Annotated in this window: 19 protein-coding genes; 5 read left to right on the top strand and 14 right to left on the bottom strand. The window is 73.3% G+C overall.

All coding sequences use genetic code 11. The annotated features are described in order from the left end of the window. Window position 1: 1 nt before the first annotated feature. Both ACZ7MF_RS01315 and ACZ7MF_RS01310 read right to left on the bottom strand, forming a co-directional pair. Entirely contained in the window at window positions 2-1672 is a 1671-nt protein-coding gene (locus tag ACZ7MF_RS01315) for a hypothetical protein (protein WP_471475162.1), read from the bottom strand. 259 nt (window positions 1673-1931) lie between these two features. Further along, window positions 1932-3317 (bottom strand): transcriptional regulator, encoded by a 1386-nt coding sequence (locus ACZ7MF_RS01310; protein WP_471473828.1) that lies wholly within the window; start codon window positions 3315-3317, stop codon window positions 1932-1934. 314 nt (window positions 3318-3631) lie between these two features. Between ACZ7MF_RS01310 and ACZ7MF_RS01305 the strand changes: the two genes are divergently transcribed. From ACZ7MF_RS01305 to ACZ7MF_RS01295, 3 genes are all read left to right on the top strand, one after another. Beyond that, window positions 3632-4285, top strand: coding sequence for a bifunctional DNA primase/polymerase (locus tag ACZ7MF_RS01305; RefSeq protein WP_471473827.1), 654 nt, complete (start codon window positions 3632-3634; stop codon window positions 4283-4285). A 154-nt stretch (window positions 4286-4439) separates the two neighbouring features. Then, window positions 4440-5216 carry an ABC transporter ATP-binding protein gene (locus ACZ7MF_RS01300; protein ID WP_471473826.1) on the top strand — a complete coding sequence of 259 codons (777 nt, stop codon included), beginning with the start codon at window positions 4440-4442 and terminating at the stop codon, window positions 5214-5216. Then, window positions 5213-6856: a transporter gene (locus tag ACZ7MF_RS01295; protein WP_471473824.1), complete on the top strand. Its 1644-nt coding sequence runs from the start codon at window positions 5213-5215 to the stop codon at window positions 6854-6856. The genes ACZ7MF_RS01300 and ACZ7MF_RS01295 overlap by 4 nt, the downstream gene beginning before the upstream one ends. Before the next feature lie 321 nt (window positions 6857-7177). Here ACZ7MF_RS01295 and ACZ7MF_RS01290 read toward each other — a convergent pair whose 3' ends face one another. Both ACZ7MF_RS01290 and ACZ7MF_RS01285 read right to left on the bottom strand, forming a co-directional pair. Further along, on the bottom strand, window positions 7178-8071 hold the full coding sequence (locus tag ACZ7MF_RS01290; RefSeq protein ID WP_471473823.1) for an alpha/beta fold hydrolase: 894 nt from the start codon (window positions 8069-8071) through the stop codon (window positions 7178-7180). 516 nt (window positions 8072-8587) lie between these two features. Continuing rightward, complete coding sequence (locus tag ACZ7MF_RS01285; RefSeq protein WP_471473821.1) at window positions 8588-9280, bottom strand: metal-dependent transcriptional regulator; 693 nt, start codon at window positions 9278-9280, stop codon at window positions 8588-8590. Window positions 9281-9502: 222 nt separating this feature from the next. On the opposite strand from ACZ7MF_RS01285, the gene ACZ7MF_RS01280 reads away from it, so the two are divergent. Further along, a complete protein-coding gene (locus tag ACZ7MF_RS01280; RefSeq protein ID WP_356863262.1) occupies window positions 9503-10258 on the top strand; it encodes an SIS domain-containing protein in 756 nt (251 codons plus the stop codon). A 31-nt stretch (window positions 10259-10289) separates the two neighbouring features. Here the strand turns inward: ACZ7MF_RS01280 and ACZ7MF_RS01275 are convergent, their stop codons facing one another. From ACZ7MF_RS01275 to ACZ7MF_RS01265, 3 genes are all read right to left on the bottom strand, one after another. Further along, complete coding sequence (locus tag ACZ7MF_RS01275; RefSeq protein WP_471473820.1) at window positions 10290-11693, bottom strand: PAS domain-containing protein; 1404 nt, start codon at window positions 11691-11693, stop codon at window positions 10290-10292. A gap of 176 nt (window positions 11694-11869) precedes the next feature. Continuing rightward, on the bottom strand, window positions 11870-12742 hold the full coding sequence (locus ACZ7MF_RS01270) for a GNAT family N-acetyltransferase (RefSeq protein ID WP_471473818.1): 873 nt from the start codon (window positions 12740-12742) through the stop codon (window positions 11870-11872). Between the two features lie 332 nt (window positions 12743-13074). Continuing rightward, window positions 13075-14175 (bottom strand): citrate synthase 2, encoded by a 1101-nt coding sequence (locus tag ACZ7MF_RS01265; protein ID WP_030399319.1) that lies wholly within the window; start codon window positions 14173-14175, stop codon window positions 13075-13077. 307 nt (window positions 14176-14482) lie between these two features. Here ACZ7MF_RS01265 and pdxH point away from each other — a divergent pair, with 307 nt between their 5' ends. After that, entirely contained in the window at window positions 14483-15187 is a 705-nt protein-coding gene (gene pdxH / locus ACZ7MF_RS01260) for a pyridoxamine 5'-phosphate oxidase (protein ID WP_471473817.1), read from the top strand. A gap of 18 nt (window positions 15188-15205) precedes the next feature. Here the strand turns inward: pdxH and ACZ7MF_RS01255 are convergent, their stop codons facing one another. The 7 genes from ACZ7MF_RS01255 to ACZ7MF_RS01225 are packed head-to-tail and all read right to left on the bottom strand — an operon-like array spanning window position 15206 to window position 23413. Next, window positions 15206-15766, bottom strand: a complete 561-nt coding sequence (locus ACZ7MF_RS01255; RefSeq protein ID WP_471473815.1) for a hypothetical protein — start codon at window positions 15764-15766, stop codon at window positions 15206-15208. A 4-nt stretch (window positions 15767-15770) separates the two neighbouring features. Then, window positions 15771-16409: a TetR/AcrR family transcriptional regulator gene (locus ACZ7MF_RS01250; RefSeq protein WP_356863272.1), complete on the bottom strand. Its 639-nt coding sequence runs from the start codon at window positions 16407-16409 to the stop codon at window positions 15771-15773. Next, window positions 16397-17140, bottom strand: a complete 744-nt coding sequence (locus ACZ7MF_RS01245; protein ID WP_471473813.1) for an enoyl-CoA hydratase family protein — start codon at window positions 17138-17140, stop codon at window positions 16397-16399. Before ACZ7MF_RS01245 ends, ACZ7MF_RS01250 begins: the two co-directional genes overlap by 13 nt. Next, window positions 17137-18705 (bottom strand): 4-coumarate--CoA ligase family protein, encoded by a 1569-nt coding sequence (locus ACZ7MF_RS01240; protein ID WP_471473812.1) that lies wholly within the window; start codon window positions 18703-18705, stop codon window positions 17137-17139. Before ACZ7MF_RS01240 ends, ACZ7MF_RS01245 begins: the two co-directional genes overlap by 4 nt. Window positions 18706-18744: 39 nt before the next feature. Then, window positions 18745-19893, bottom strand: a complete 1149-nt coding sequence (locus ACZ7MF_RS01235) for an acyl-CoA dehydrogenase family protein (RefSeq protein ID WP_471473810.1) — start codon at window positions 19891-19893, stop codon at window positions 18745-18747. Window positions 19894-19947: 54 nt separating this feature from the next. Next, window positions 19948-21792, bottom strand: coding sequence for an acetyl/propionyl/methylcrotonyl-CoA carboxylase subunit alpha (locus ACZ7MF_RS01230; protein ID WP_471473809.1), 1845 nt, complete (start codon window positions 21790-21792; stop codon window positions 19948-19950). 13 nt (window positions 21793-21805) lie between these two features. Further along, window positions 21806-23413 (bottom strand): acyl-CoA carboxylase subunit beta, encoded by a 1608-nt coding sequence (locus tag ACZ7MF_RS01225; protein WP_471473807.1) that lies wholly within the window; start codon window positions 23411-23413, stop codon window positions 21806-21808. Window positions 23414-23431 lie beyond the last annotated feature (18 nt).

Raw genomic sequence — 23431 nt, 5'->3', positions numbered from 1 at the left:
CTCAGAGCTGGGTCGGCTGGCGTTCGGTCAGGCCGTACTTCTTGGCGATGGCGTTCCACAGCGTCGCGGCCTTGGCCTTCTCCTTGGTGGCCGTGCCACTCGCCCGCGTGGCCGCCGTGGGCTGGGTGGCGGCCTTGCCCTTCTTGCAGCCCTTCTTGCCGGCCGTCCGGTCGGCCCAGGCCGCGTAGTGGTTGTCGGCCGACGCGGAGGCCTGCCACGCCTTGGTGAGCGCGGTCGTCAGCTCGGTGTGCTGGGGCAGCTTGTCCACGGACAGCTTGGAGAGGCTGTCGACCAGCCCGCTGCGCTGCTTGGCGGCCTCGCGCAGGTCCTTGGCCGCCTGGGGGAGCTTGTCGCAGGTCTTCACGTCACCCACGGCGTTGATCACCGTGGTGCGTCCGGTGCCGCTCTCGGCGAGCAGCTTGTCCAGCTCGACGGCCTGCTGCCGGACCGGATCGACCGTCGGGGAGGCCTCGGCGGACGCGGATTCGGAGGCGGGGGCCGTGGCGGAGACCGTCTGGTTGCCGCCCTTGTCGTCGTCCTCTCCCCCACCGGCCATCATCGCTCCGGCGCCGACCCCGACGACGACGATGCCCACGCCGACGGCCGCGAGGAGCGGCAGCCGGGAACCGGAGCGGCCGCCGCGGCCGCCGCCGTCGTCCTGCCCGCGCCGCCTGCCACCGCCACCGCCGCCGCCCGGGCCCTGCGGGGCGTACATGGACTGGTCGCCGGGGTACTGCGCCTGGGGCGCGTCGAAGCGGGGCATCTGCTGGGTGGCCGAGGCCGGGCCGTCGGCGCCGGGGGCCCCTCGGAAGAGGTTGTCGAACTCGGCGGGCGGCTGACGGCCCTCGTCGGTGCCGGGCCCGGCACCGAACGGGGCACCGGCGGGGCCGCCGGGCACGGGCGCGATGTACTGCGTGGCCTCGGCGTCGGGATGGGGCGCGGGTGCGGCGGGCGTGGGCTGCACGGGGTACTGCGGTGCCTGGCCGAGGTACTGGGTCGACTCGGCGGCGTGCGGCTGCGCGGGTCTCTCCGGCGGCAGCGCACCCGGCCCCGCGGGGGCGATGGGCGGTATGTACTGGGTGGCCCCCTCGTCGGCGGGCGGCCCGACCGGTGGTATGTGCGGTATGTACTGCGTGGCGCCCTCGTCGGCGGGCGGCAGCGGCGCGACACCCGCGCCGTGCTGCGGGTACTGCTGGTGCTGGCTCTGGTGCTGATGTTGCTTGCGTTGATGTTGCTGGTGCTGGTGCTGGTGCTGGTGCTGTCCGTACGGCGGCTGCGCGCCGTAGGACTGGTCGCCGCCCGCAGGCGTCCCGTACGACGGGGGCGGCGCGCCTTCCGGCGGCAGCGGGCCGGGTCCGGCCTGCGGCGGCAGCGCGCCGGGGGCCGGTGACTGTGCGCCCTGTGCGGGCGGCCAGGCCTGCGGTGCGGGCTGCTGCGCGGACGGCGGTGCGGGCGGGTACGGGGTCTCCGGAGCGCCCCACGGCTGCGCCCCGGGCGGCGTGGGCCAGCCCTGGCCGGGGGGCGGGCCCTGCTGCTGCTCGGGGCCCCAGGGCCGGTCCCAGGCCTGACCGCCGGGCGGCGCCGAGGCGGGCACGGGGCCACCGGTCTGGGGGCCGACGGGAGTGCCGGCCAGGCCGGGCAGCAAGGGCTCGCCACCGTCCGAGGGCAGCACGATGCCTTCGTGCGCTTGCCGCGCCGAGGGCTCCTCGCCCTGTCCACTCTGCGTCACCGGGACTCCTACGAATGGGGGACCTTCGGAATCGTCGGCTCACGCTACCGGGTCCCCCGAGCCCACTGCCACGCCGCCCGGGGCGTCAACTCCTTCCCTGTGACAGCAGTAACAAAACCAGGCCGCGGCGCGCTGTTGATGTACCTTTCCGCTCACCGCGGCGAAGTTTCACGCGTGTTCACTCAATTCCGTGCCCGTCCGCTCACACGGCGGCCTGCAGATCGAGCCGGGCGCCGAACTCCCTGACCACCGCTTCTTCCCGGTACGGCTCGAGCCGGGCCTGGAAGTCGTCCAGGTACTCGGCGCCCCGGTTCGAGCGCAGGGTCTCCAGGAGTTCCACCGCCTTCGTCGCCGTGTTGCAGGCCTGTTCGATCTCCCGCTGCTGCACCTGCGCCGTGGCCAACAGCACATGACCGATGGCCCGCCTGCGCGCCCGCGACTCGGGGTGCCCGTCCAGGGACTGCCGTGCGTAACGGGCGGCCGCGTCCGCCTGCCCGAGGTCCCGGTGGCAGTGCGCCAACTCGTCGGCGAGGTAGGCCTCGTCGAAGTGCGCGATCCACACCGGGTCGTCCCCGGCGGCCGGATCGTCGGACTCCATCGCGCCGACCGCCCGCCCGGCCGCCTCGTGGGCCGCCCGGACGTCGCCCAGGAGCGCGTGGCCGCGGGCCTCGGCCGCGTGGAACATCGACTCCGCGCGCGGCGTGACCCGCCCGCGTGCGCCCTCCTGGGCCGCCCGCGCCAACTGGGCGATCTCGCGCGGGTTTCCGAGCTGCGCGGCGAGGTGGCTCATGGAGGCGGCCAGCACGTACCCGCCGTAGCCGCGGTCCCCGGCCGCCTGTGCGAGTCGCAGCGACTGGATGTAGTACCGCTGGGCGAGGCCGGGTTGGCCGGTGTCGACGGCCATGTATCCGGCCAGTTCGGTCAGTCGCGCGACCGTGGCGAACAACTCCCGTCCGACCGCCTCCCGGTAGGAGCCGGCCAGCAGTCCGGAGACGACGCTGTTCAGGTAGTGCACGAGGACCGGGCGCACGTGCCCGCTCCCGTACTGGTGGTCCAGGTCCGTCAGGGCCTGTGTCATCGCCCGCACGGCCGCCACGTCGGACTGGCCCACCCGCGGTCCCGCCGAACGCGACACCTGGGGGTCGGGGGCGGAAATCAGCCAGTCCCGGCTGGGCTCGACGAGCGCCGAGGCGGCGACGGAGGAACCGGACAGGAAGTCCCGGCGCCCCACGTCGCTGCGCCACAGCTCGCAGACCTGCTCGATGGCCCCCAGTACCGTCGGCGAGAACTGGAGACCGACGCCGGACGCGAGGTTCTTGCCGTTGGCCATGCCGATCTCGTCGATCGTGACCGTGCGGCCGAGCTTGCGTCCGAGCGCCTCGGCGATGATCGCCGGTGCCCGGCCCCGCGGTTGCTGTCCGCGCAGCCAGCGGGCCACGGAGGTCTTGTCGTACCGCAGGTCGAGACCGTGCTCGACCCCGCACACGTTGACCCGGCGGGCGAGCCCTGCGTTCGAGCAGCCCGCTTCCTGAATGAGCGCCTGCAGTCGTTCGTTCGGCTGCCGCGCGACGAGAGGCCTTGCGGCCATGGCGTAACCCCCATGCGGTCTCATGCGGTCTCATGCGGTTTCGGTGCTGTCCCGGCGGATCATTGGACGAAGAGGATCCGGCCCGTGAAGATCAATGCCCCGTCGATGTGCCGACAATGCGAGACTTGCGAAGCTTGCGAGGATTGCCGGGGTAACGGCCGGTGCCGGCCCCAGTCCTGGCTACCCAGCTCCCGCGGTGAATCCTCCTGCGCGCCCCCACGTATGCACCCATGCGCCCCGAATGCCGTGCCGATGCACCGCCCCCGCGCGCGCCGCCCCCGTAACCCCTGGTGAGCCCGGGAGTTGAGTTCCACGTGGAAGAGACCATCCCCGGCACCGAAGCCGCCCAGATCCCGCAGCAGCGCGGTACGTCGCTGCTGGAGACCGCCGTTCGCTACGCCGAGGAGCGTCACTGGGACGTGTTTCCCGGCACCTGGCTGGTGCCCGGCGACGGGGTGCAGCGCTGCTCCTGCGGGGACCCGGCGTGCGCCGCCCCGGGCGCGCACCCGGCGCGCGAGGACTGGGCGGCGCAGGCGACGGGCAGCGCGACCGTCGCCCGGCGGATGTGGCAGAAGCAGCAGTCGGCGTCGATCCTGCTGCCCACGGGGCGGACGTTCGACGCGATCGACGTGCCGGAGACCGCCGGATTCCTGGCGCTGGCACGGATGCAGCGGATGGAGCTGACGCTGGGGCCGGTCACGCTGGCGCCGGACCGGCGGATGCGGTTCTTCGTTCTGCCGGGTGCGGGGGTGAAGGTGCCGGATCTCGTGCGGCGGCTGGGGTGGGAGCCCCGGGTCCTTGATCTGGCCGTGCTCGGGGAGGGGGCGTACGTGGCGGCGCCGCCTACGCGGATCGGGACGTGCGGTGCCGTGCAGTGGGCCTGCCGGCCGACCGCGGTGAACCGGTGGCTGCCGGATGTGGAGGAGCTGATCTCGGCGTTGACCTATGCGTGCGGCAGGGATCGGTAGGGGCGCCCTTTCGTCTGCCGGGTTACCCGATTTCGGCGGCTGCCCGCCGGATGTGGTTGCTCGCGCCCACGCGGCGGAGCCGCATACCGACACAGCCCCGCGCCCCTTTCGGGGCGCTCTTCCCCCCGTAGGGTTCATCACGACGGAGGGAGATGTGGTGAGTGGTAGCGCCGTGCGGGTTCGGGGGCTCTGGAAGCGGTTCGGGCAGCAGGTGGCCGTGGGCGGGGTCGATCTGGAGTTGCCGGCCGGGAAGTTCATCGGGCTCGTCGGGCCCAACGGGGCCGGGAAGACCACCACGCTCTCCATGGTGACCGGGCTGCTGCGCCCCGATCAGGGGACGGTCGAGGTCGTGGGGCACGACGTGTGGCGCGATCCGGTCGAGGTGAAGGCCAGGATCGGGGTGCTGCCCGAGGGGCTGCGGCTCTTCGAGCGGCTGTCGGGGCGGGAACTGCTCGGCTACACGGGCCGGTTGCGCGGGCTGCCCGGCGACGAGGTCGACAAGCGGGCCACCCAGCTCCTCGACGTGCTCGACCTCGCCGGGGCCCAGCACAAGCTGGTCGTCGACTACTCGACCGGCATGCGCAAGAAGATCGGCCTGGCCGCGGCACTGCTGCACAATCCGGAAGTGCTGTTCCTGGACGAGCCGTTCGAGGGCGTCGACCCGGTCTCCGCGCAGACCATCCGGGGCGTCCTGGAGCGCTACACCGCCTCCGGCGCCACCGTCGTCTTCTCCTCGCACGTCATGGAGCTGGTGGAGTCGCTGTGCGACTGGGTGGCCGTGATGGCCGCGGGACGCATCCGGGCCACCGGAACGCTCGCCGAGGTGCGCGGCCAGGCGGCCTCGTTGCAGGAGGCGTTCCTCGAACTCGTCGGTGCGGGCGGCCGCGACGCCGGGTCGGATCTGGACTGGCTGGGCGGCGGCTCCCGATGAGCACGCGGACCACACCGACCACACCCGTCCCGCCGGGACCGTCGGTCCCGTCCGGCTCGTCCCTCACGTCCGTCTTCGTACGGCTGAAGCTGTCGCTCCTGCGCAACGGGCTGCGGCAGTCCGGCGGGCGGCGGGCCGCCTACATCGCCTCGGCCGTCCTCGTGCTGCTGTTCGCCGCGCTCCAGCTGATCGGCCTGATCGCACTGCGCGGGTACGCGCACGTGGACTCGCTGGTCGTGCTGCTCGCCGCGGTGCTCGCCCTGGGCTGGGCGGTGATGCCGCTGTTCTTCCCCGGCGGCGACGAGACGCTCGACCCGACCCGGCTGGTGATGCTGCCGCTGCGGCCCGGGCCCCTGGTGCGGGCCCTGCTGACCTCCTCCCTGGTGGGCATCGGGCCGCTGTTCACGCTGTGCATGTTCGCCGGTTCCGTGGTCGCGGTCGCGCACGGCGGGGCGGCGTACGCCGTCGGCGTCGTCGGGGCGGTCCTCGCGCTGCTGGTGTGCGTGACCCTCGCGCGGGCCGTCGCCGCCGCCAACGTCCGGCTGCTGACCAGCCGCAAGGGCCGCGATCTCGCGGTGCTGAGCGGGCTGGTCGTCGCGATCGGCGCGCAGCTCGTCAACTTCGGCGCGCAGCGGCTGGGCTCGTCGGGGCTCGGCGAGCTGGATCCGGTGGCCGACGTGGTGCGCTGGATTCCGCCCGCGTCGGCGGTCGGCGCGATGGACGCGGCGAGCGACGGATCGTACGGCACCGCGCTGGCCCAGCTGGCGCTGACCGCCGCGGCTTTGGTGCTGTTGCTGCGGGTGTGGGCGCGGCATCTGACGCGGCTGATGACGGAGCCCGACGGCTCCACGCTCCAGAGCGACACCGGGCCGGTGCGCGAGCGCGGGTCGGCCGGACTCGCCCGGTGGCTGCCGACGGGCCGTACCGGCACCACCATGGAGCGCACCCTGCGCTATGTGTGGCGCGACCCGAAGACCAAGGCGGCGTGGGTGACCTCGCTGGCCATCGGCCTGATCGTGCCGGTGTTCAACGCCTGGCAGGGCACCGGCTCGGTCTACTTCGCCTGCTTCGCGGCCGGGATGCTCGGCATCCAGATGTACAACCAGTTCGGGCAGGACACGTCCGCGTTCTGGATGGTCGCGATGACGATCTCCTCGACCAGGGACGCCTACGTCGAACTGCGGGCCCGCGCGCTGGCGCTGCTGCTGATCACGCTGCCGTACGCCACCCTCGTCACGGTGCTGACCACCGCGATGCTCGACGACTGGCGGGCCCTGCCCGAGGCGCTCGGCCTGTCCTTCGCGCTGCTCGGCGCGATGCTGGCGACCGGCGCGTGGACGTCGGCGCGCTTCCCGTACTCCATCCCGCAGGAGGGGTACAAGAACGTCGCCCCCGGTCAGGTCGGGCTGGCCTGGGTCTCGATCTTCGGCGGCATGATCGGCGCGGCCCTGCTGTGCTCGCCCGTGATCGCGCTGACGATCTGGCTGAACGTGAGCGAGAGCGCCGGGGACCTGGGCTGGCTGCTGCTGCCGGTCGGCGCGGTGTACGGCGCGGTGCTGACGCTGCTGGGCCTGCGACTGGCCGCGCCACGCACGGCCGGGCGACTGCCGGAGATCCTCACGGCGGTCAGCAAGGGCTGACGGACCGGGCCGCCCGGGGGCGGCGGGCGGCGCACGAGGGCGGCGGTGCACGGGAGCGGGCGGGACGCCGTCGACGGTTGCTCGCGCCGCCGGACGGCGCTCGACCCCACGGCAGCACGGGCGACGGACGAGGCTCGGATGGGCAGGGGTCGGACGGGGCCCGGTCAGGCAGGCAGCGGCTGGCGCGCAGTCGGCGGTTGCGCACGACGCCGGACGACGCTCGGCCCACGGCAGTGCGGGCAACGGACGGGACCCGATTGGGCAGAGGGCGGGCGTGGCGCGGGGGCGGCAGACGGGGCCGGTCAGGCTGGGGCGGGGCGGTCAGGTGTCGCCGAGGGCGGTGAGGAACGGCTCGATGGCCGTTCGCCATGCCTCCGGCTGGTCGTAGTGGACGAGGTGGCCGGCGTCGGCGACCTCCGCGTACTGGCCGCTCGGCAGGACGCGGACCATCTCCTGGGCCTCGGCGCGGCCCAGCTCGCCGTCGAGGCCGCGCACGACCAGGGTGGGGCAGCGCACCTGCGCCAGCTCCTCCCAGTGCGCGTCGTAGACCCAGGTCTCGCGGGAGCGCAGCATCTGCTCGGGTTCGAAGACGGGGCGCCAGCCGTCCGGGGACTCGGCCATCACCTCGGCGTAGAACTCGCCGCGGGCCGGGTTCGGCCGCTCCACCCACGGGTCGTCCTCGCCGAACCACTTGCGGACGTCGGCGAGCGTGGCGAAGGGGACCGGCCAGGCGCGGAACCACTCGGTCCAGGTGTGCTGCGAGGCGGAGCCGAGGGCGGAGGCCCGCATGTCGCAGATGATCAGACCGCGGACCAGGTCGGGGCGTTTGGCGGCGAGCTGCCAGGCGGTCAGCGCGCCCATGGCGTGGCCGATGAGGACGGCCGGGCCGAGGCCGAGCTGCTCCAGGGCGGCCTCGACGTCCTCGACGTAGGCCTCCCGGGTGTAGGCGGCGGCCCGTGGGGGCTTGTCGCTGCGGCCGTGGCCGCGCTGGTCGAGGGCGACGGCCCGGTGGCGGGCGGAGAGCCAGCGGGCCGTGGGGGCCCAGTGCGAGGCGCGGCCCATCAGGCCGTGCAATAACAGGACGCCGGGCAGGTCCCCGGTGCCTGATGCGGGTGTGGCCGGGTCGTGGCCCCGGTCGGTCTTGGGAGGGTCGCCGAACTCCCAGGCCGCGAGGCGTACGCCGCCCGCGCCGGTCACGTCGATGCGCCGCGCCATTGGTCCTGGCACCCCCAAGCTCCGCTCGGACCCACCCGTCCGCCCTCGCGGACCGGCCGGTCCTGTGAACCGTGTCCTGCCTGCCGTGCAGAGTATCGAAGCTTATCGAATACCCATTCGAAAGAGCCGTCTCGACGAGCAACACCCCTCATTCGAGTGACACCGCTCAGGGATTGATCGCCGCCGCCCAGGGGAGATCTTCAACGGGAGGCGGACCGCTCGGGGAAAACGGTCCGAGGGGATTGACCTTGAGAGCTCGGGGCTCCAGGTCAGCACAGGGGAGGACAGGCCCCGGCGCCACACGGCGCCGGGGCCCTCTCCGTCTCTCCGGCCGTCTCTCCGGCATGCCCCTCCCCCTCTCCGGCCCGGGCGACATCGCTGTCAGCCACGGCCAAGAGCCCCTCACGTCCGGTGCCTCACGCGACAGCCTCGCACGCGAATCGCCCGACCGCTGCGATTCGGCGCACAGGAAGCCCGAATCCACGGGCCCCGGACAACGGTCCTCTCCGGGCGCGGTCAGCGCTTGGCGACGAACACGTGGGAGGCGGTGTCCGACTCCAGCTCGGCGGCCTCGCCGCCACTGCCCACCAGCACGCCGCCCGCCGACTCGGTCACGCTCACCACCGAGCCGGGCTGCACCCCGGCCCGGCGCAGCGTGTACATCAGCTGCGCATCCGTCTGGATCGGCTCGCCGATCCGGCGCACGACGACCGTCTTGCCCTCGAGCCCCGGGTCGAGGTCGGCCAGGGAGACCATCCCCTCGTCCAGGAAGGGATCCGCCCCGTCGGTCTCGCCCAGCTCCTCCAGGCCCGGGATCGGGTTCCCGTACGGCGACTCGGTCGGGTGCCGCAGCAGCTCGAGCACGCGGCGCTCCACCGCCTCGCTCATCACGTGCTCCCAGCGACACGCCTCCGCGTGCACCTGCTCCCACTCCAGGCCGATCACGTCGACGAGCAGGCACTCCGCGAGCCGGTGCTTGCGCATCACGCGCGTCGCCAGCCGCCTGCCCTCGTCGGTCAGCTCCAGATGCCGGTCCGCCGCCACGGACACCAGCCCGTCGCGCTCCATCCGCGCCACCGTCTGGCTGACCGTCGGGCCGCTCTGGTCGAGCCGCTCGGCGATCCGGGCGCGCATCGGGACCACACCTTCCTCCTCCAGCTCGAGGATGGTGCGGAGGTACATCTCCGTGGTGTCGATCAGTCCGGACATACGTGCCCCTCGATGAGATTGCCGGAGGCTACGGCCCACCGGCGCGTGCGCTGGCCCTGCCACCAATTCTGACGCATACCACCGACAACCGTGCCTCGCCGCGAAAAGCCGGTCCCCACGGCGCCCGCCCGGGCCCTGTCCGCCGCGTCGACGCCGTATTGACACCGCACTGGTCCAGACCGCACCGTGATCCGCGACACAGCCACTCCGAAGGGGCCCCGCATGAGCGACCACAAGCCGGCCGGCCAGTTCCTCGACGCGGCGATCGACCTCCTGCGACGCGTCCGCGACGAGGAGGCGGCCGGCATCGAGGCGGCCGGCACGCTGCTCGCCGACACCGTGCAGAACGGCGGCCGGCTCTTCGCCTTCGGCGCCGGTCACTCCTCCCTCGCCGCCCAGGACGTCGTGTACCGCGCCGGCGGGCTCGCCCTGATGAACCTGCTCACCGTGCCCGGCGTCGTCGGCATCGACGTCATGCCGGCCACCCTCGGCTCCGCCCTGGAACGGGTCGACGGCCTCGCGAGCGCCGTACTGGACTCCTCGCCGCTCCGCGCGGGCGACGCCCTGGTGATCATCTCCCTCTCCGGGCGCAACGCCCTGCCCGTGGAGATGGCCATGCACGCCCGCGCCCTCGGCCTGCGGGTCATCGGCGTGACCTCGGTCGCGTACGCGTCGCAGACGACGTCGCGGCACACCTCCGGCACCTTCCTCAAGGACCACTGCGACATCGTGCTGGACTCCAAGATCGCCGTCGGCGACGCGGAACTCACCCTCGACACCGTCCCCGCCCCCTTCGCACCCGCCTCCACGGTCGTCACCGCCGCCCTGATGCAGGCCGTCACGGCCACGGCCGCCGCCACCCTCGCCGACCGCGGCATCGAACCCCCGCTGCTGCGCTCGGGCAACGTGGACGGCGGCCACGAATGGAACGCCCGCGTACTGGAGCAGTACGGCGAGCGCATCTTCTACCGCCGCTGAACGCACCCGGCACCCCGGCCGGACGGACCCCCTAGGGCCGCTCCATCGCGCCGGCCAGGTCCAGCGCGGTGGCGATCCGGACCGCCACGTCCTCCGCGTACATCGCGTCCGGCCGCTCGAAGGCGCTGCGGCCCGCGCCGCGCAGGAACGTGACGACGCCCAGGGTCCGGCCGCGGCTGCGCAGCACCGCGCACAGGCCGTGCACCGTGTCCTCCGGCCACTGGCGGGCCGTGGCCCACCGGCGCACCTGCTCGGCCGGGACCGCCCGCACACCGGCGCTGGCCCGGACCGAGCCCGCCCGCTCCACGCACTGCACGGCGGGGTGGCCCTCGCCGTAGCGCACCGGCATCCCGGACGTCCCGGACGGCACGCTGGGCCCGGGCGCGCCGGACGGTGTGGCCGCGACCCGGACCAGCCGCACCTGCTCCGCGGCGTCGGTGTCCGACGTCGCGCCGCCCACCACGCGGTCGATGAGGGCGTGGTCGGCGAACCCGGCCAGCGCGAAGTCCAGGTGGACGATCGCGGCCTCGGCCGGGTCCTCGCACTCGGCCGCGGCGCGCGCCGCCCGGTGCAGCTGGTTGGCCCGGAAGCGCAGCAGCGCCGCCTCCTGCTCGCCCTGCTTCGACTCCGTGACGTCCTGGAACAGCCAGCCGACGCCCAGCGGCACCGGCTCCTCCGCGAGCGGCGAGGCCAGCCGCACGAACCCGCTGCGCCAGCACCGGCGCCGCTCCCCCTCGGGGGTGCGCAGGCTCACCCACACCTCGGCGGGTGCGGGTGGCGCGCCCTCGGCCAGGACGTGCGTCAGCGCGTTCTCCAGCTCCTCGACGCCCTGGGCGAGCAGGTCGCCGAGCGGCCGCCCCAGCACGGACGTGCGTCCGGCCCCGAGCGCGTGTGCCGCGTGCGCGTTGACCACGGCGGGGCGCAGGTCCGCGTCCACCAGGACGACACCCCAGCTCGCGTCCTCCAGCAGGGCCTCGCTCAGCGCGATGGACCGCTCCAGGTCGATCTGCGCGTGCACCTCGCTGAACGCGCAGTACACCCCCGCGGGGCGCCCGTCGGGGCCGCGCACCGCCGCGGACTGGGTGCGCACCAGCACCCGGCCGCCGTCCTTGGTCAGCAGTGCGAACTCGTTCACCTGGCGGCCCGGCGCCCGCATGGCGGACAGCAGCCGGTCCTCGACCTCCCCGGCGTCCGCGCTGCGCACGGCCCACCCCGCGAAGCCCTGCCGTCCCACGGCCTCGGCCGCGCTCCAGCCGAGGATCCGCTCCGCCTCGCGGTTCCAATGGGTCACGATCCCGTCCGCGTCGAAGGCGCACAGGGCCGCGTCCATGCCGTCGAGAAGCGCGGCCAACAGGTCCGCGCCGTCCCGCTCGGGCTGCTCCGGCTCGTCCGGCCCCAGCTCGTCGGTGGTCCCACTACGCCGGGAAGCACTCACCTGGACCCCCTGCAGGCTGCGTCCGCCGTACGGTACGTCGGTTCGCTCACTGGCCTTCATTCAACTCGAACGTGATGCAGCACACACCGAGTTCCCGCAAGTTCGCGGAAATCGTTGTACTGCGGAAACTCGGCATACGCCCCCGTCATGACGGGGCATGGCGGGGGCATGACGGATCAGGCCGGAGGGGCGGCGAGCGTCAGATCGACCCACTCGTCGTGCTCGCCGTCGAGCACGTACCGCTCCTTCTCCACGAACCCGCGCGCCCCGGCGAACCGCAACCCGTCGCTGTTGGCGGCCAGCACCACGGTCTCCACCGCTCGGGCACCCAGCACGCGCGCGTGTGTCAGCCCTTCCTCGTAGAGCGCCGTGCCGATCCCGCGTCCCCGGTACGCGGGCAGCGTCCGTGCGATCACGGTGGCGACCCGCTCCTCGTCCCCGGGCGGCCGCACGGTGGAGCAGCCGACGAGCGTGTCCCCGAGGTAGGCGTTGGCCAGGCGGTTGCGTCCGGCGCGTTCCCGCGCCTCGTCGTGGGTCATGGCGGCCGGCGGCACGATCACGTTGTGCACGTGCCGCCACTCCTCGACCATGGCGTCCCCGGCCACCGGCTCGATCCGCAGCGCCGCGCCCGCTCCGGTCGCGACCGTTCCCCGGCGCGCGTACACCTCGACCTCGATCCGCATCCGCTCGTCGGCGAGGCCGCACACCATCATCGTCGCGGCCGGCCGCACCTGTCCGAACGCCCGGCGCAGCACGGGCCAGCACGGTTCGAAGTCCTCCCGCGCGGGCAGCAGGTACCGCACCCGCACCACGTCCGCGAACGTGCATCCCGCTTCTGCGAGCGCGGACCCGATGTTCCGCAGGCACTGTTCGGCCTGCTCCACCACGTCCCCGGAGATCGTCATCGTCGCGTAGTCGAAGCCGGTCGTCCCGGACACGTGGACCCAGTCCCCGTCGACGACGGCGCGGGCGTACCCGATCCGCTCCTCGAACGTCGACCCGCTGGCTATCGCCCGCCTGACCGGCGGCTCCCCCAGTCGTTTCGTCATGAGCGAAACCGTAGGTGACCAGCGAAGACGCGTCCATGGGAGATCAACGACGAATCGGCCCGGAAATTCGATTGATCGGCGGCCGACCGGTTCTTAGGGTGGTGCGTACACAGAAGGGAGGTGGTTCGGCAAATGTATGACATCCGGACGCGTGAGGTGGCTGCGGGCTAGCGGCCCGGCACCACACGGAGTGCGGCGCCGGACCAGCGCGTGACAGACGCGTGCAGCCGGCCCAATCCCAAGCAGTCACCCGACCCGCGAGTCGCCGGTACGTCCGGCCGGCTCCTCCACGGAGGAACCAGACTCGCGGGTCGCCTGCGTTTCAGGGGCGGTCAGCCCGCGATGTCGGCGTAGCCCTCGATCTCGCGCGGGTCGCGGGTGCCCGGGCCCACGTAGCGGGCGGAGGGGCGGACCAGGCGGCCGGTGCGCTTCTGTTCCAGGATGTGCGCGGACCAGCCGGCGGTGCGGGCGCAGGTGAACATCGAGGTGAACATGGGGGCCGGGACCTCCGCGAAGTCCAGCATGATGGCGGCCCAGAACTCGACGTTGGTGGCCAGCACCCGGTCGGGGCGGCGGGCGTGCAGCTCGGCGAGGGCGGCCTTTTCCAGGGCCTCGGCGACCTCGTAGCGGGGGGCGCCCAGTTCGCGGGCGGTGCGGCGCAGGACGCGGGCCCGCGGGTCCTCGGCGCGGTAGACGCGGTGGCCGAAGCCCATGAGGCGTTCGCCCGCGTCGAGGGTCTTCTTGACGTAGGCCTCGGCGTCGCCGGTGCGCTCGATCTCCTCGATCATGTGCAGGACGCGGGACGGGGCGCCGCCGTGCAGCGGTCCTGACATGGCGCCCACGGCCCCGGAGAGGGCGGCGGCCACGTCCGCGCCGGTGGAGGCGATGACGCGGGCGGTGAAGGTGGAGGCGTTCATGCCGTGCTCGGCGGCGGAGGTCCAGTAGGCGTCGACGGCGGCGACGTGCTTGGGGTCGGGTTCGCCGCGCCAGCGGATCATGAAGCGTTCGACCACGGACTGGGCCTTGTCGATCTCGCGCTGCGGGACCATGGGCAGGCTCTGGCCGCGCGCGGACTGGGCGACGTAGGACAGGGCCATGACGGCGGCGCGGGCGAGGTCGTCGCGGGCCTGGGCGGCGTCGATGTCGAGCAGGGGTTTGAGGCCCCAGGCGGGGGCGAGCATGGCGAGGGCGGACTGGACGTCGACCCTGATGTCGCCGGAGTGCACGGGGATGGGGAAGGGCTCGGCGGGCGGCAGGCCGGGGTTGAAGGCCCCGTCGACGAGCAGGCCCCAGACGTTGCCGAAGGAGACGTGCCCGACGAGGTCCTCGATGTCGACGCCGCGGTAGCGAAGGGCACCGCCCTCCTTGTCGGGTTCGGCGATCTCCGTCTCGAAGGCGACGACTCCCTCTAGCCCGGGTACGAAGTCGGACATCAGGCGGCTCCTCGTGATCAGTGGTGTACGGCGACCTGTGCGGAGACGGTGCGGCGCCTCCATGGATCCACGGTCGTGTGGCCGACTCGCGGTCCCGGCGGTCACCCCTGTGATGCCCCGTACGGCGGTCGGTCATCCGGCCGGAGCGGGACCAAGCACCATATCCCCGGGTGCCCCGTTTGGGGAGTGCCTGCGGCACTGAGTGCCACCGGCTGCCCGCACCGTGCCGCCGGTGACCGGACGACCGGCGGCCGGGCGACCGGCGGCAGGGCGACCGGCGGCCGGGCGACCGGACGGATACGGCAGGATGGGCGCCGTGACCGATCGCGAAGCCGATTCCGCCGTCCCCGCCGCCGACCAAGTCCCCTTCGATCTCGCCTCGATGCGCAAGCAGTACCGGGCCGAGGGGCTGTCCGAGACCGAGCTGGCGGCGACGCCCGTCGAGCAGTTCGCGCGCTGGTTCAAGCAGGCGGCGACGGACGGCGGGTTGTTCGAGCCGAACGCCATGGTCGTCTCCACGGCGGACGCCGAGGGGCGGCCCAGCTCCCGCACGGTGCTGCTGAAGCACTTCGACGAGCAGGGCTTCGTGTTCTACACCAACTACGACTCCCGCAAGGCGCGCGAGCTGGACGCGAACCCGCACGTGTCGCTGCTGTTCCCCTGGCATCCGATGGCCCGGCAGGTCGTGGTCACGGGCGTCGCGCGGCGCACCGGGCGGGACGAGACCGCCGCCTACTTCCGGACCCGACCGCACGGCTCCCAGCTGGGTGCCTGGGCCAGCGCGCAGTCCACGGTGGTGGCCGGGCGGCGGGCCCTGGACACGGCGTACGCCGAACTGGCGGCGCGGTATCCGGAGGGCGAGCAGGTGCCGGTGCCGCCGCACTGGGGCGGGTTCCGGGTGGTGCCGGCGGCGGTGGAGTTCTGGCAGGGCCGGGAGAACCGGCTGCACGACCGGCTGCGGTACGCGGCGGAGGTCGGCGGGGGCTGGCGGGTGGAGCGGCTCAGCCCGTGACGGGCCCCGGCGCCGCGTCTAGAACCTGCCCCAGAGATACGTGGTGCGGTGGCCGTCGAGGCGGGCGGCGACGCGGGCCCGGAAGTCGTCGGTGAGGTCGGGCCAGTTCCAGAACTCGAAGCCGAGGTGGCCGAGAGCGAGCGGCGCCTCGTCCCAGGCCCAGTCCTGGACGGGGACCGGCGCGGCGCAGGCCGGGCAGTCCACCGCCGCCGCGCCCGTGTCGTGCCAGGCCTGCATCGCGGTGCTGAAGATCTGCCAGGCGGCCGCGTCGTCGAGGGCGACGGACGCCGCACACCGGGGGCACAGGGCCGCGCCCGGCAGGTCCGCGCCGCTGGTGAAGCCGGTGCGCCGGGTGTGGACGGCGAGGCCGTCCGAGGGTGGGAAGTCCCAGTCGTCGGTCACCGCCCGCTCCCAGTGCGGGCCGGGCGGGTGCCCCAGGGGCTGACCCGGGACGCAGGGGGTGCGCTCGCCGAGGACGACGCCCTCGGCCACGAGCCACTCCCGCACGCGCCGGGCGAGCGGCCCGGCCTCGCTGTCGTCCGCGTCGAGGTCGACGATCACCTGGAACCGGTCCCCCACGGCGTCAGCCCGCCTCCCCGTCCAACTCCTGCTCCAGCAGCCGCGCCCACTGCTCCACCACCCGTTCCCGCCGGGCCCCGTCGTCGGTGAGGAGGTTGGCCAGGCCCAGGCCGCGGGCCATGTCGAGGAGGCCCTGGACGGTTTCGCGGGCGCCGGGGCGGGTCTCGTCGGCGCCGAGGAGGTCGACGGCGATGCGGTGGCTCTCGCGGCCGACGCGGGCCTCCAGCTCGGTGACCCGGCCGCGCAGCTGCTCCTCGTTGGAGGCGGCCACCCACAGGTGCAGGGCGGCGCGGAAGAGCGGGCCGGTGTAGAGGTCGACGAGGGCGGCGACCACCGCGCGCCGGTCGTCGGCGGCGGCTCCCTCGGGGAACAGGGCGCGCAGCGCGACGGAACGTTCCTCGGCGACGTACTCCACGGCCGCGGTGAAGAGGTCCTCGCGGGTCGGGAAGTGGTGCTGGGCGGCGCCGCGGGAGACCCCGGCGTGCTCGGCGACGACGGAGACCGTGGAGCCGGCCCAGCCGCGTGCGGCGAGGCAGGCCACGGCGGCTTCCAGGAGCCGTTGCCGGGTGGCCCGGCTGCGGTCCTGTTTGGGCACGCGCTCGGCGCGGTCGGCCGCGTTCACGGCGCCGCTCACACCACCCATTCCGGATCCCGTCGTTCGAGGAAGGCCGTCATCCCCTCGCGGGCCTGCGGGGAGGCGAACAGCCGGGCCGAGAGCGCGGTGAGGTGGGCCGCGTCCCGGTCGAAGGCCTCCAGCACCCTAGCCGTGAGCAGCCGTTTCGTCTCGGCCAGGCCCTGCGGTGAGGCACGGCGCACACCGTCGAGTACGGGTTCGAGTACGGCGTCCACGTCGTCGCCCGCCGCGGTGACCAGGCCGGTGCGGGCGGCCTCGGCGGCGTCGAAGCGCTCGCCGGTGAGGTAGTAGCGGGCGAGGGCGCGGGGGTCGGCGCGGGGCAGCAGGGTCAGGGAGATGACGGCGGGTGCCACGCCGATGCGGACCTCGGTGAAGGCGAAGGTGGACTCCGTGGACGCCGCCGCGATGTCGCAGGCGGCGACCAGGCCGAGCCCGCCCGCGCGGACGTGCCCGGCGACCCGGGCGATCACCGGTTTCGGCGCCTCGGCGATCAGCCGGAACAGGCCGACCAGGGCGTCCGGGTCGGGCGGGTCGCGCAGGTCGGCACCGGCGCTGAAGGTGTTGCCGGTGTGGGTGAGGACGACGGCGCGGACGCCGGGGTCCTCGCCCGCCTGCGTGAGGGCGTCGCCGAGGTCCCCGACGAGGGCGGCGGACAGGGCGTTGCGGTTGTGCGGGGAGTCGAGGGTGAGGGTCTCGACGCCCCGCGCGCGCGTGCGGTCGACGCGGGCGGTCGGGGTCACTGCCGCTCCCTCAGCTCGCGGCGGAGGATCTTGCCGGACGCGGCACGCGGGACGGCGTCGACGAAGGTGACCTTGCGGACGCGTTTGTAGGGGGCGACGCGTTCGGCGACGTACATCATGATCTCGCCCTCCGCGAGGTCGGGTGCGGCCGGCTGGCGGACGACGAAGGCGTGCGGTACTTCGTTGCCGTCGTCGTTGTACTCGCCGATGACGGCCGTGTCGGCGACGCCGGGGTGGGTGAGCAGGAGGGCCTCCAGTTCGGCGGGGGCCACCTGGAAGCCCTTGTACTTGATCAGTTCCTTGACGCGGTCGACGACGAACAGCCAGCCGTCGCTGTCGGCGTGTCCGACGTCGCCGGTGTGCAGCCAGCCGTCGGTGTCGATCATGGCGGCGGTGGCGTCGGGACGGCCGAGGTAGCCCTTCATGATCTGGGGGCCCCGGATGAGGATCTCCCCGGACTCGCCCGCGGGCAGGTCCTTGCCGGGGTCGGTGAGGGAGACGATGCGCATCTCGGTCCCGGCGATGAGCCTGCCGACGGTGCCGGGCGGCGCGTCGGCCATGGCGTCGAGGGGCACGACGTGGGTGCCCGGGGACAGTTCCGTCATGCCGTAGGCCTGGCCGACGGGCGGCAGGCCGAGCCGCCGGGAGCAGGCGGCGGCGAGGCGGGCGTCCAGCGGGGCGGCGGCGCTGACGATGTACTTCAGCGAGGAGAGGTCGTAGTCGGCGACCAGGGGGTGCTTGGCGAGGGCCAGGACGATCGGCGGGGCGACGTACAGGCTGGTGATGCGGTGGTTCTGGATGGCGGCGAGGAACTGCTCCAGGTCGAAGCGGGGCAGGACGACGACGGTGGCGCCGAGGCGCAGCGGGGCGTTCATCAGGGCGGTCAGGCCGTAGATGTGGAAGAACGGCAGCACGGCGAGGACGCGGTCGCCGGGCGCGGACGGCATCGACGGTTCGAGCTGGGCGAGGTTGGTGGCGATCTGCCGGTGGGTGAGCATGACGCCCTTGGGGGTGCCGGTGGTGCCCGAGGAGTACGGCAGGGCGGCGACGTCCTCGGCCGGGTCGATCGCGACGGACGGTTCGGGCGCGGTCGAGGCCAGCATGTCGACGAGTGAGCGGTGGCCGGGCGCGCTGTCGCAGACCAGGATCTCCTGGACGCCGCCCGCGAGTTCGGCGGCCCGGCGGGCGGTGGACAGGAGCGGTGAGACGGTGACGATCCAGCGGGCCGCGCTGTCCTTCAGCTGCTTGGCGAACTCCTCGGCGGTGGCGAGCGGGTGCACCGTGGTGACGGAGGCGCCCGCGCGGGTGGCGGCGTAGAAGGCCAGCGGGAAGGCGACGGTGTTGGGGCTGTGCAGGGCCAGGACGTCGCCCTTGCGCACGCCGGTCTCGGCGAGGGCGGCGGCGACGCGCCGGTGGAACCGGTCCACCTGCTCGTAGGTGAGGGTGGTGCCGTCGGTGCCGTCGATCAGCGCCGGGGTGCTCCCGAAGGCGGCGGCCCCGCCGAGCACGGCGTCGTGGATGGGCAGGTCGACGGGCGGGACGTCTGCGTACTCGCTGCGGAACACGGTTCCTCCAACGCGGGCTGGATACGGCCTCGTACGGGCCTAGTACGACTTGGGCAGGCCCAGGGTCTGGTGGGAGACGTAGTTGAGGATCATCTCCCGGCTCACGGGGGCGATACGGGCCACGCGCGAGGCCGTTATCAGCCGGGCGAGCCCGAACTCGCGGGTGAGGCCGTTGCCGCCCAGGGTGTGCACGGCCTGGTCGACGGCCTTCACACAGGCCTCACCGGCCGCGTACTTGGCCATGTTGGCGGCCTCGCCCGCGCCGACGTCGTCGCCCGCGTCGTACAGGTGGGCCGCCTTCTGCATCATCAGGCGGGCGAGTTCGAGGTCGATGTGCGCCTGGGCGAGGGGGTGGGCGATGGCCTGGTGGGCGCCGATGGGGGTCTTCCACACGGTGCGCTCACGGGCGTACTCGACGGCCTTCGCGAGCGCGTGGCGGCCCATGCCGATCGCGAAGGCGGCCGTCATCACGCGCTCGGGGTTGAGGCCCGCGAAGAGCTGGAGGAGCCCCGCGTCCTCGTCGCCGACCAGGGCGTCGGCGGGCAGCCGTACGTCGTCGAGGGTCAGCTCGAACTGCCGCTCCACGGCGTTGAGTTCCATCTCGATGGGGCGGCGCTCGAAGCCGGGGGCGTCGCGCGGGACGATGAACAGGCAGGGCTTGAGTTTGCCGGTGCGGGCGTCCTCGGTGCGGCCGACGATCAGGGTGGCGTCGGCGAGGTCGACGCCGGAGACGAAGACCTTGCGGCCGGTGAGGATCCAGTCGCCCGTGGCCGCGTCGCGGCGGGCGGTGGTGGTGATGCGGTGGCTGTTGGAGCCGGCGTCGGGTTCGGTGATGCCGAAGGCCATGAGGCGGGTGCCGTCGGCGAGTGGCGGGAGCCACTCGCGTTTCTGCTCGTCGGTGCCGAAGCGGGCGATGACGGTGCCGCAGATCGCCGGGGAGACGATCATCATGAGGAGGGGGTTGCCTGCGGCGCCCAGCTCTTCGAGGACGAGGGAGAGTTCGGTGATGCCGGCGCCGCCTCCGCCGTATGCCTCCGGCAGGTTGACGCCGATGTAGCCGAGCTTGGCTGCGTCCTGCCAGAGGCGTTTGTTGTCCTCGGCGTTGAGGGTGTGGGGGTGGGTTTGGGCGAATGCCGCCACCGCTTCGCGGAGGGACTTGTGCTCTTCGGATTCGATGAGGGTGGTCACTGTGCTCCTTCGGGTGCGGGTTCGTTGTGGCTGGCCGCGCAGTTCCCCGCGCCCCTACGTCTCCTGCACCACCGCCAGGAGAGAACCGACCGTCACCTGGTGGCCAGGAACGGCGTTCAGAGCCGTCAGTACTCCCGTGACCGGGGCGGTGATCCTGTGTTCCATCTTCATGGCCTCCAGCCACAGCAAGGGCTGGCCCGCCTGGACGGTGGTGCCCTCGGTCAGGCCCTCCGCGATGCGGACGACCGTGCCCGGCATGGGGGCCAGGAGGGAGCCGGGGGCGTGCTGGGTGGTGGGGTCGGGGAAGCGGGGCAGGGCGGTGAGGCGCGTGGTGTTGACGTGGATGTGGTCGCCGTAGCGGGCGATGTCGAAGGGGCGTTGTACGCCGTCCGTTTCGAGGACGACCCGGTCGGGGCCGGCGTGGACGACGCGTACGCCCTCGGCGGTGAGGCCGGTGCGGGTGTGCTCGTAGCGGACCTCGTGTTCCTCGCCCGCCACGGTGTACCGCTTGACCTGCGGTTGCGAGGGCAGGTTCCGCCAGCCGCCGAAGCGGCCCGTGCGGGTGCTCGCGTCGGCGAGGGCGGCGGCCAGCGGAGCGAGGGGGTCGGGGGCCGGCTCGGTGAGGGCGGCGAGGTGGCGGTCGTAGAAGCCCGTGTCCATGTGGCCGGAGGTGAACTCCTCGTGGCGCAGGGAGCGGACGAGCAGGTCGCGGTTGGTGACCGGGCCGTGGACCGCCGCCCGTTCCAGGGCTCCGGCGAGACGGCGGACGGCTTCCGCGCGCGTGGGTGCGTGGGCGACCGCCTTGGCGAGCATCGGGTCGTAGTGGACGCCGATGTCGTCGCCGTCGGTGTAGCCGGTGTCCAGGCGGATGCCGTCGGGCATGGTGAGGCGGTGCAGACGGCCGGTCTGCGGGGCCCAGCCGCTCGCCGGGTCCTCGGCGTAGAGGCGGGCCTCGACGGCGTGGCCACGCGCGCGCGGGGGATCGTTTTCGAGGGCGTGGCCTTCGGCGATCCGGAGCTGGAGGGCGACGAGGTCGATGCCGAAGACCGCCTCCGTGACCGGGTGTTCGACCTGGAGGCGGGTGTTCATCTCCAGGAAGTGCGCCGTGCCGTCGGCGACGAGGAACTCGACGGTGCCCGCGCCGACGTAGTCGACGGCACGGGCGGCGCGTACGGCGAGGTCGTGGAGTTCGGCGGTGAGTTCGGGTGTCAGGCCGGGTGCGGGGGCCTCCTCGATCACCTTCTGGTGGCGGCGCTGGAGGGAGCAGTCGCGGGTGCCGAGTGCCCACACCGTGCCGTGGGTGTCGGCGAGGATCTGCACCTCGACGTGGCGGCCGTTCTCCAGGTAGGGCTCGACGAAGACCTCGCCGTCGCCGAAGGCGCTCGCGGCCTCCGCGCGGGCGGCGGTCAGTGCGGCGTCGAGGTCGGCGAGGCGGCGTACGACGCGCATGCCGCGTCCGCCGCCGCCCGCCGCCGCCTTCACCAGCACCGGCAGGTCGGCCTCGGTGACGTCGGTGAGGGGCGCGAGGCCCATGAGTTCCTTGGCGCGGGTCTTGGACGCCATCGCCTCGATGGCCTCGGGCGGCGGCCCGATCCACACCAGCCCCGCGTCCCGTACGGCGCGCGCGAAGCCGGCGTTCTCGGAGAGGAAGCCGTAGCCGGGATGGACGGCGTCGGCCCCGGCGGCGACGGCGGCCTTCACGATCAGGTCGCCGCGCAGGTAGGTGTCGGCGGGGGCCGCGCCCGGCAGGCGTACGGCGGCGTCGGCCACGCGCGCGTGGAGGGCGTGCGCGTCGGCGTCCGAGTGCACGGCGACGGTGCGGATGCCCGACTCGCGGCAGGTGCGGAAGATCCGGCAGGCGATCTCGCCCCGGTTGGCGACGAGTACGGAAGTGATCACTGGTCTCTCACCCTCACATGCGGAAGACGCCGAAGCCGCCGCGCGCGCCCTCGTAGGGGGCGGTGTGGACGGCGGACAGGCACAGGCCGAGGACGGTGCGGGTGTCGCGCGGGTCGATGACGCCGTCGTCGTAGAGCCGCCCGGACAGGAACATGGGCAGCGACTCGGACTCGATCTGCTGCTCGACCATGGCGCGCAGGGCGGCGTCGCCCTCGTCGTCGTACGGCTGTCCCTTCGCGGCGGCGGACTGGCGGGCGACGATGGACAGGACGCCGGCGAGCTGCTGCGGGCCCATGACGGCGGACTTGGCGCTGGGCCAGGCGAAGAGGAAGCGGGGGTCGTAGGCGCGGCCGCACATGCCGTAGTGCCCGGCGCCGTAGGAGGCGCCCAGGAGGACGGACAGGTGGGGGACGCGGGAGTTGGAGACCGCGTTGATCATCATGGCGCCGTGCTTGATGATGCCGCCCTGTTCGTACTCCCTGCCGACCATGTAGCCGGTGGTGTTGTGGAGGAAGAGGAGCGGGATGTCGCGCTGGTTGGCGAGCTGGATGAACTGGGCGGCCTTCTGCGACTCCTCGCTGAACAGGACCCCTTGGGCGTTGGCGAGGATGCCGACCGGGTAGCCGTGCAGGCTCGCCCAGCCGGTGGTCAGGCTGGTCCCGTACAGGGGCTTGAACTCGTCGAAGTCGGAGGCGTCGACGATCCGGGCGATGACCTCGCGCGGGTCGAAGGGGGTGCGCAGGTCGCCGGGGACGATGCCGAGGAGTTCCTCGGCGTCGTACTTGGGCGGCTCGGCCAGGGGCGGGTCGGCGTACGCCTTGCGGTGGTTGAGGCGCGCGACGACGCGGCGGGCCTGGCGCAGGGCGTCCGGTTCGTCGACGGCGAAGTGGTCGGCGAGGCCGGAGGTGCGGGCGTGCATCTCGGCGCCGCCCAGCGACTCGTCGTCGCTCTCCTCGCCGGTGGCCATCTTGACCAGGGGCGGACCGCCGAGGAACACCTTGGCGCGCTCCTTGACCATGATCACGTGGTCGGACATGCCGGGGATGTAGGCGCCCCCGGCCGTGGAGTTGCCGAACACGACGGCGACGGTGGGGATTCCGGCCGCCGACAGCCGGGTGAGGTCCCGGAAGATCGCGCCGCCGGGGATGAAGATCTCCTTCTGGGAGGGCAGGTCGGCGCCGCCGGACTCGACGAGGCTGATGCAGGGCAGCCGGTTGGCGAGGGCGATGTCGTTGGCGCGCAGGGCCTTTTTCAGCGACCAGGGATTGCTGGCTCCGCCGCGCACGGTCGGGTCGTTGGCGGTGATCAGACACTCGACGCCCTCGACGACGCCGATACCGGTGACGAGGGAGGCTCCGACTGTGTATCCGGGTGCCTCGCTCCCCCAGGCCGCGAGCGGCGACAGCTCCAGGAAGGGCGTGTCCGGGTCCAGGAGCAGCTCGATGCGCTCCCGGGCGAGGAGCTTGCCGCGCTTCCGGTGCCGGGCGACGTACTTCTCGCCGCCGCCCGCGAGGGCCTTGGCGTGTTCGGCGTCCAGCTCGGCGAGCTTGGCGAGCATGGCCTCGCGGTGCGCGCGGTGGTCGGGGTCGGTGAGGTCCAGGGCGGAGGCGAGGACGGTCACGGCAGGACCTCCGGGGCG

The organism is Streptomyces sp. NPDC111628, from assembly GCF_055635195.1.
The sequence above is the reverse complement of the archived record's forward strand: the minus strand, read 5'-3'. Positions and strand labels throughout refer to the sequence as shown.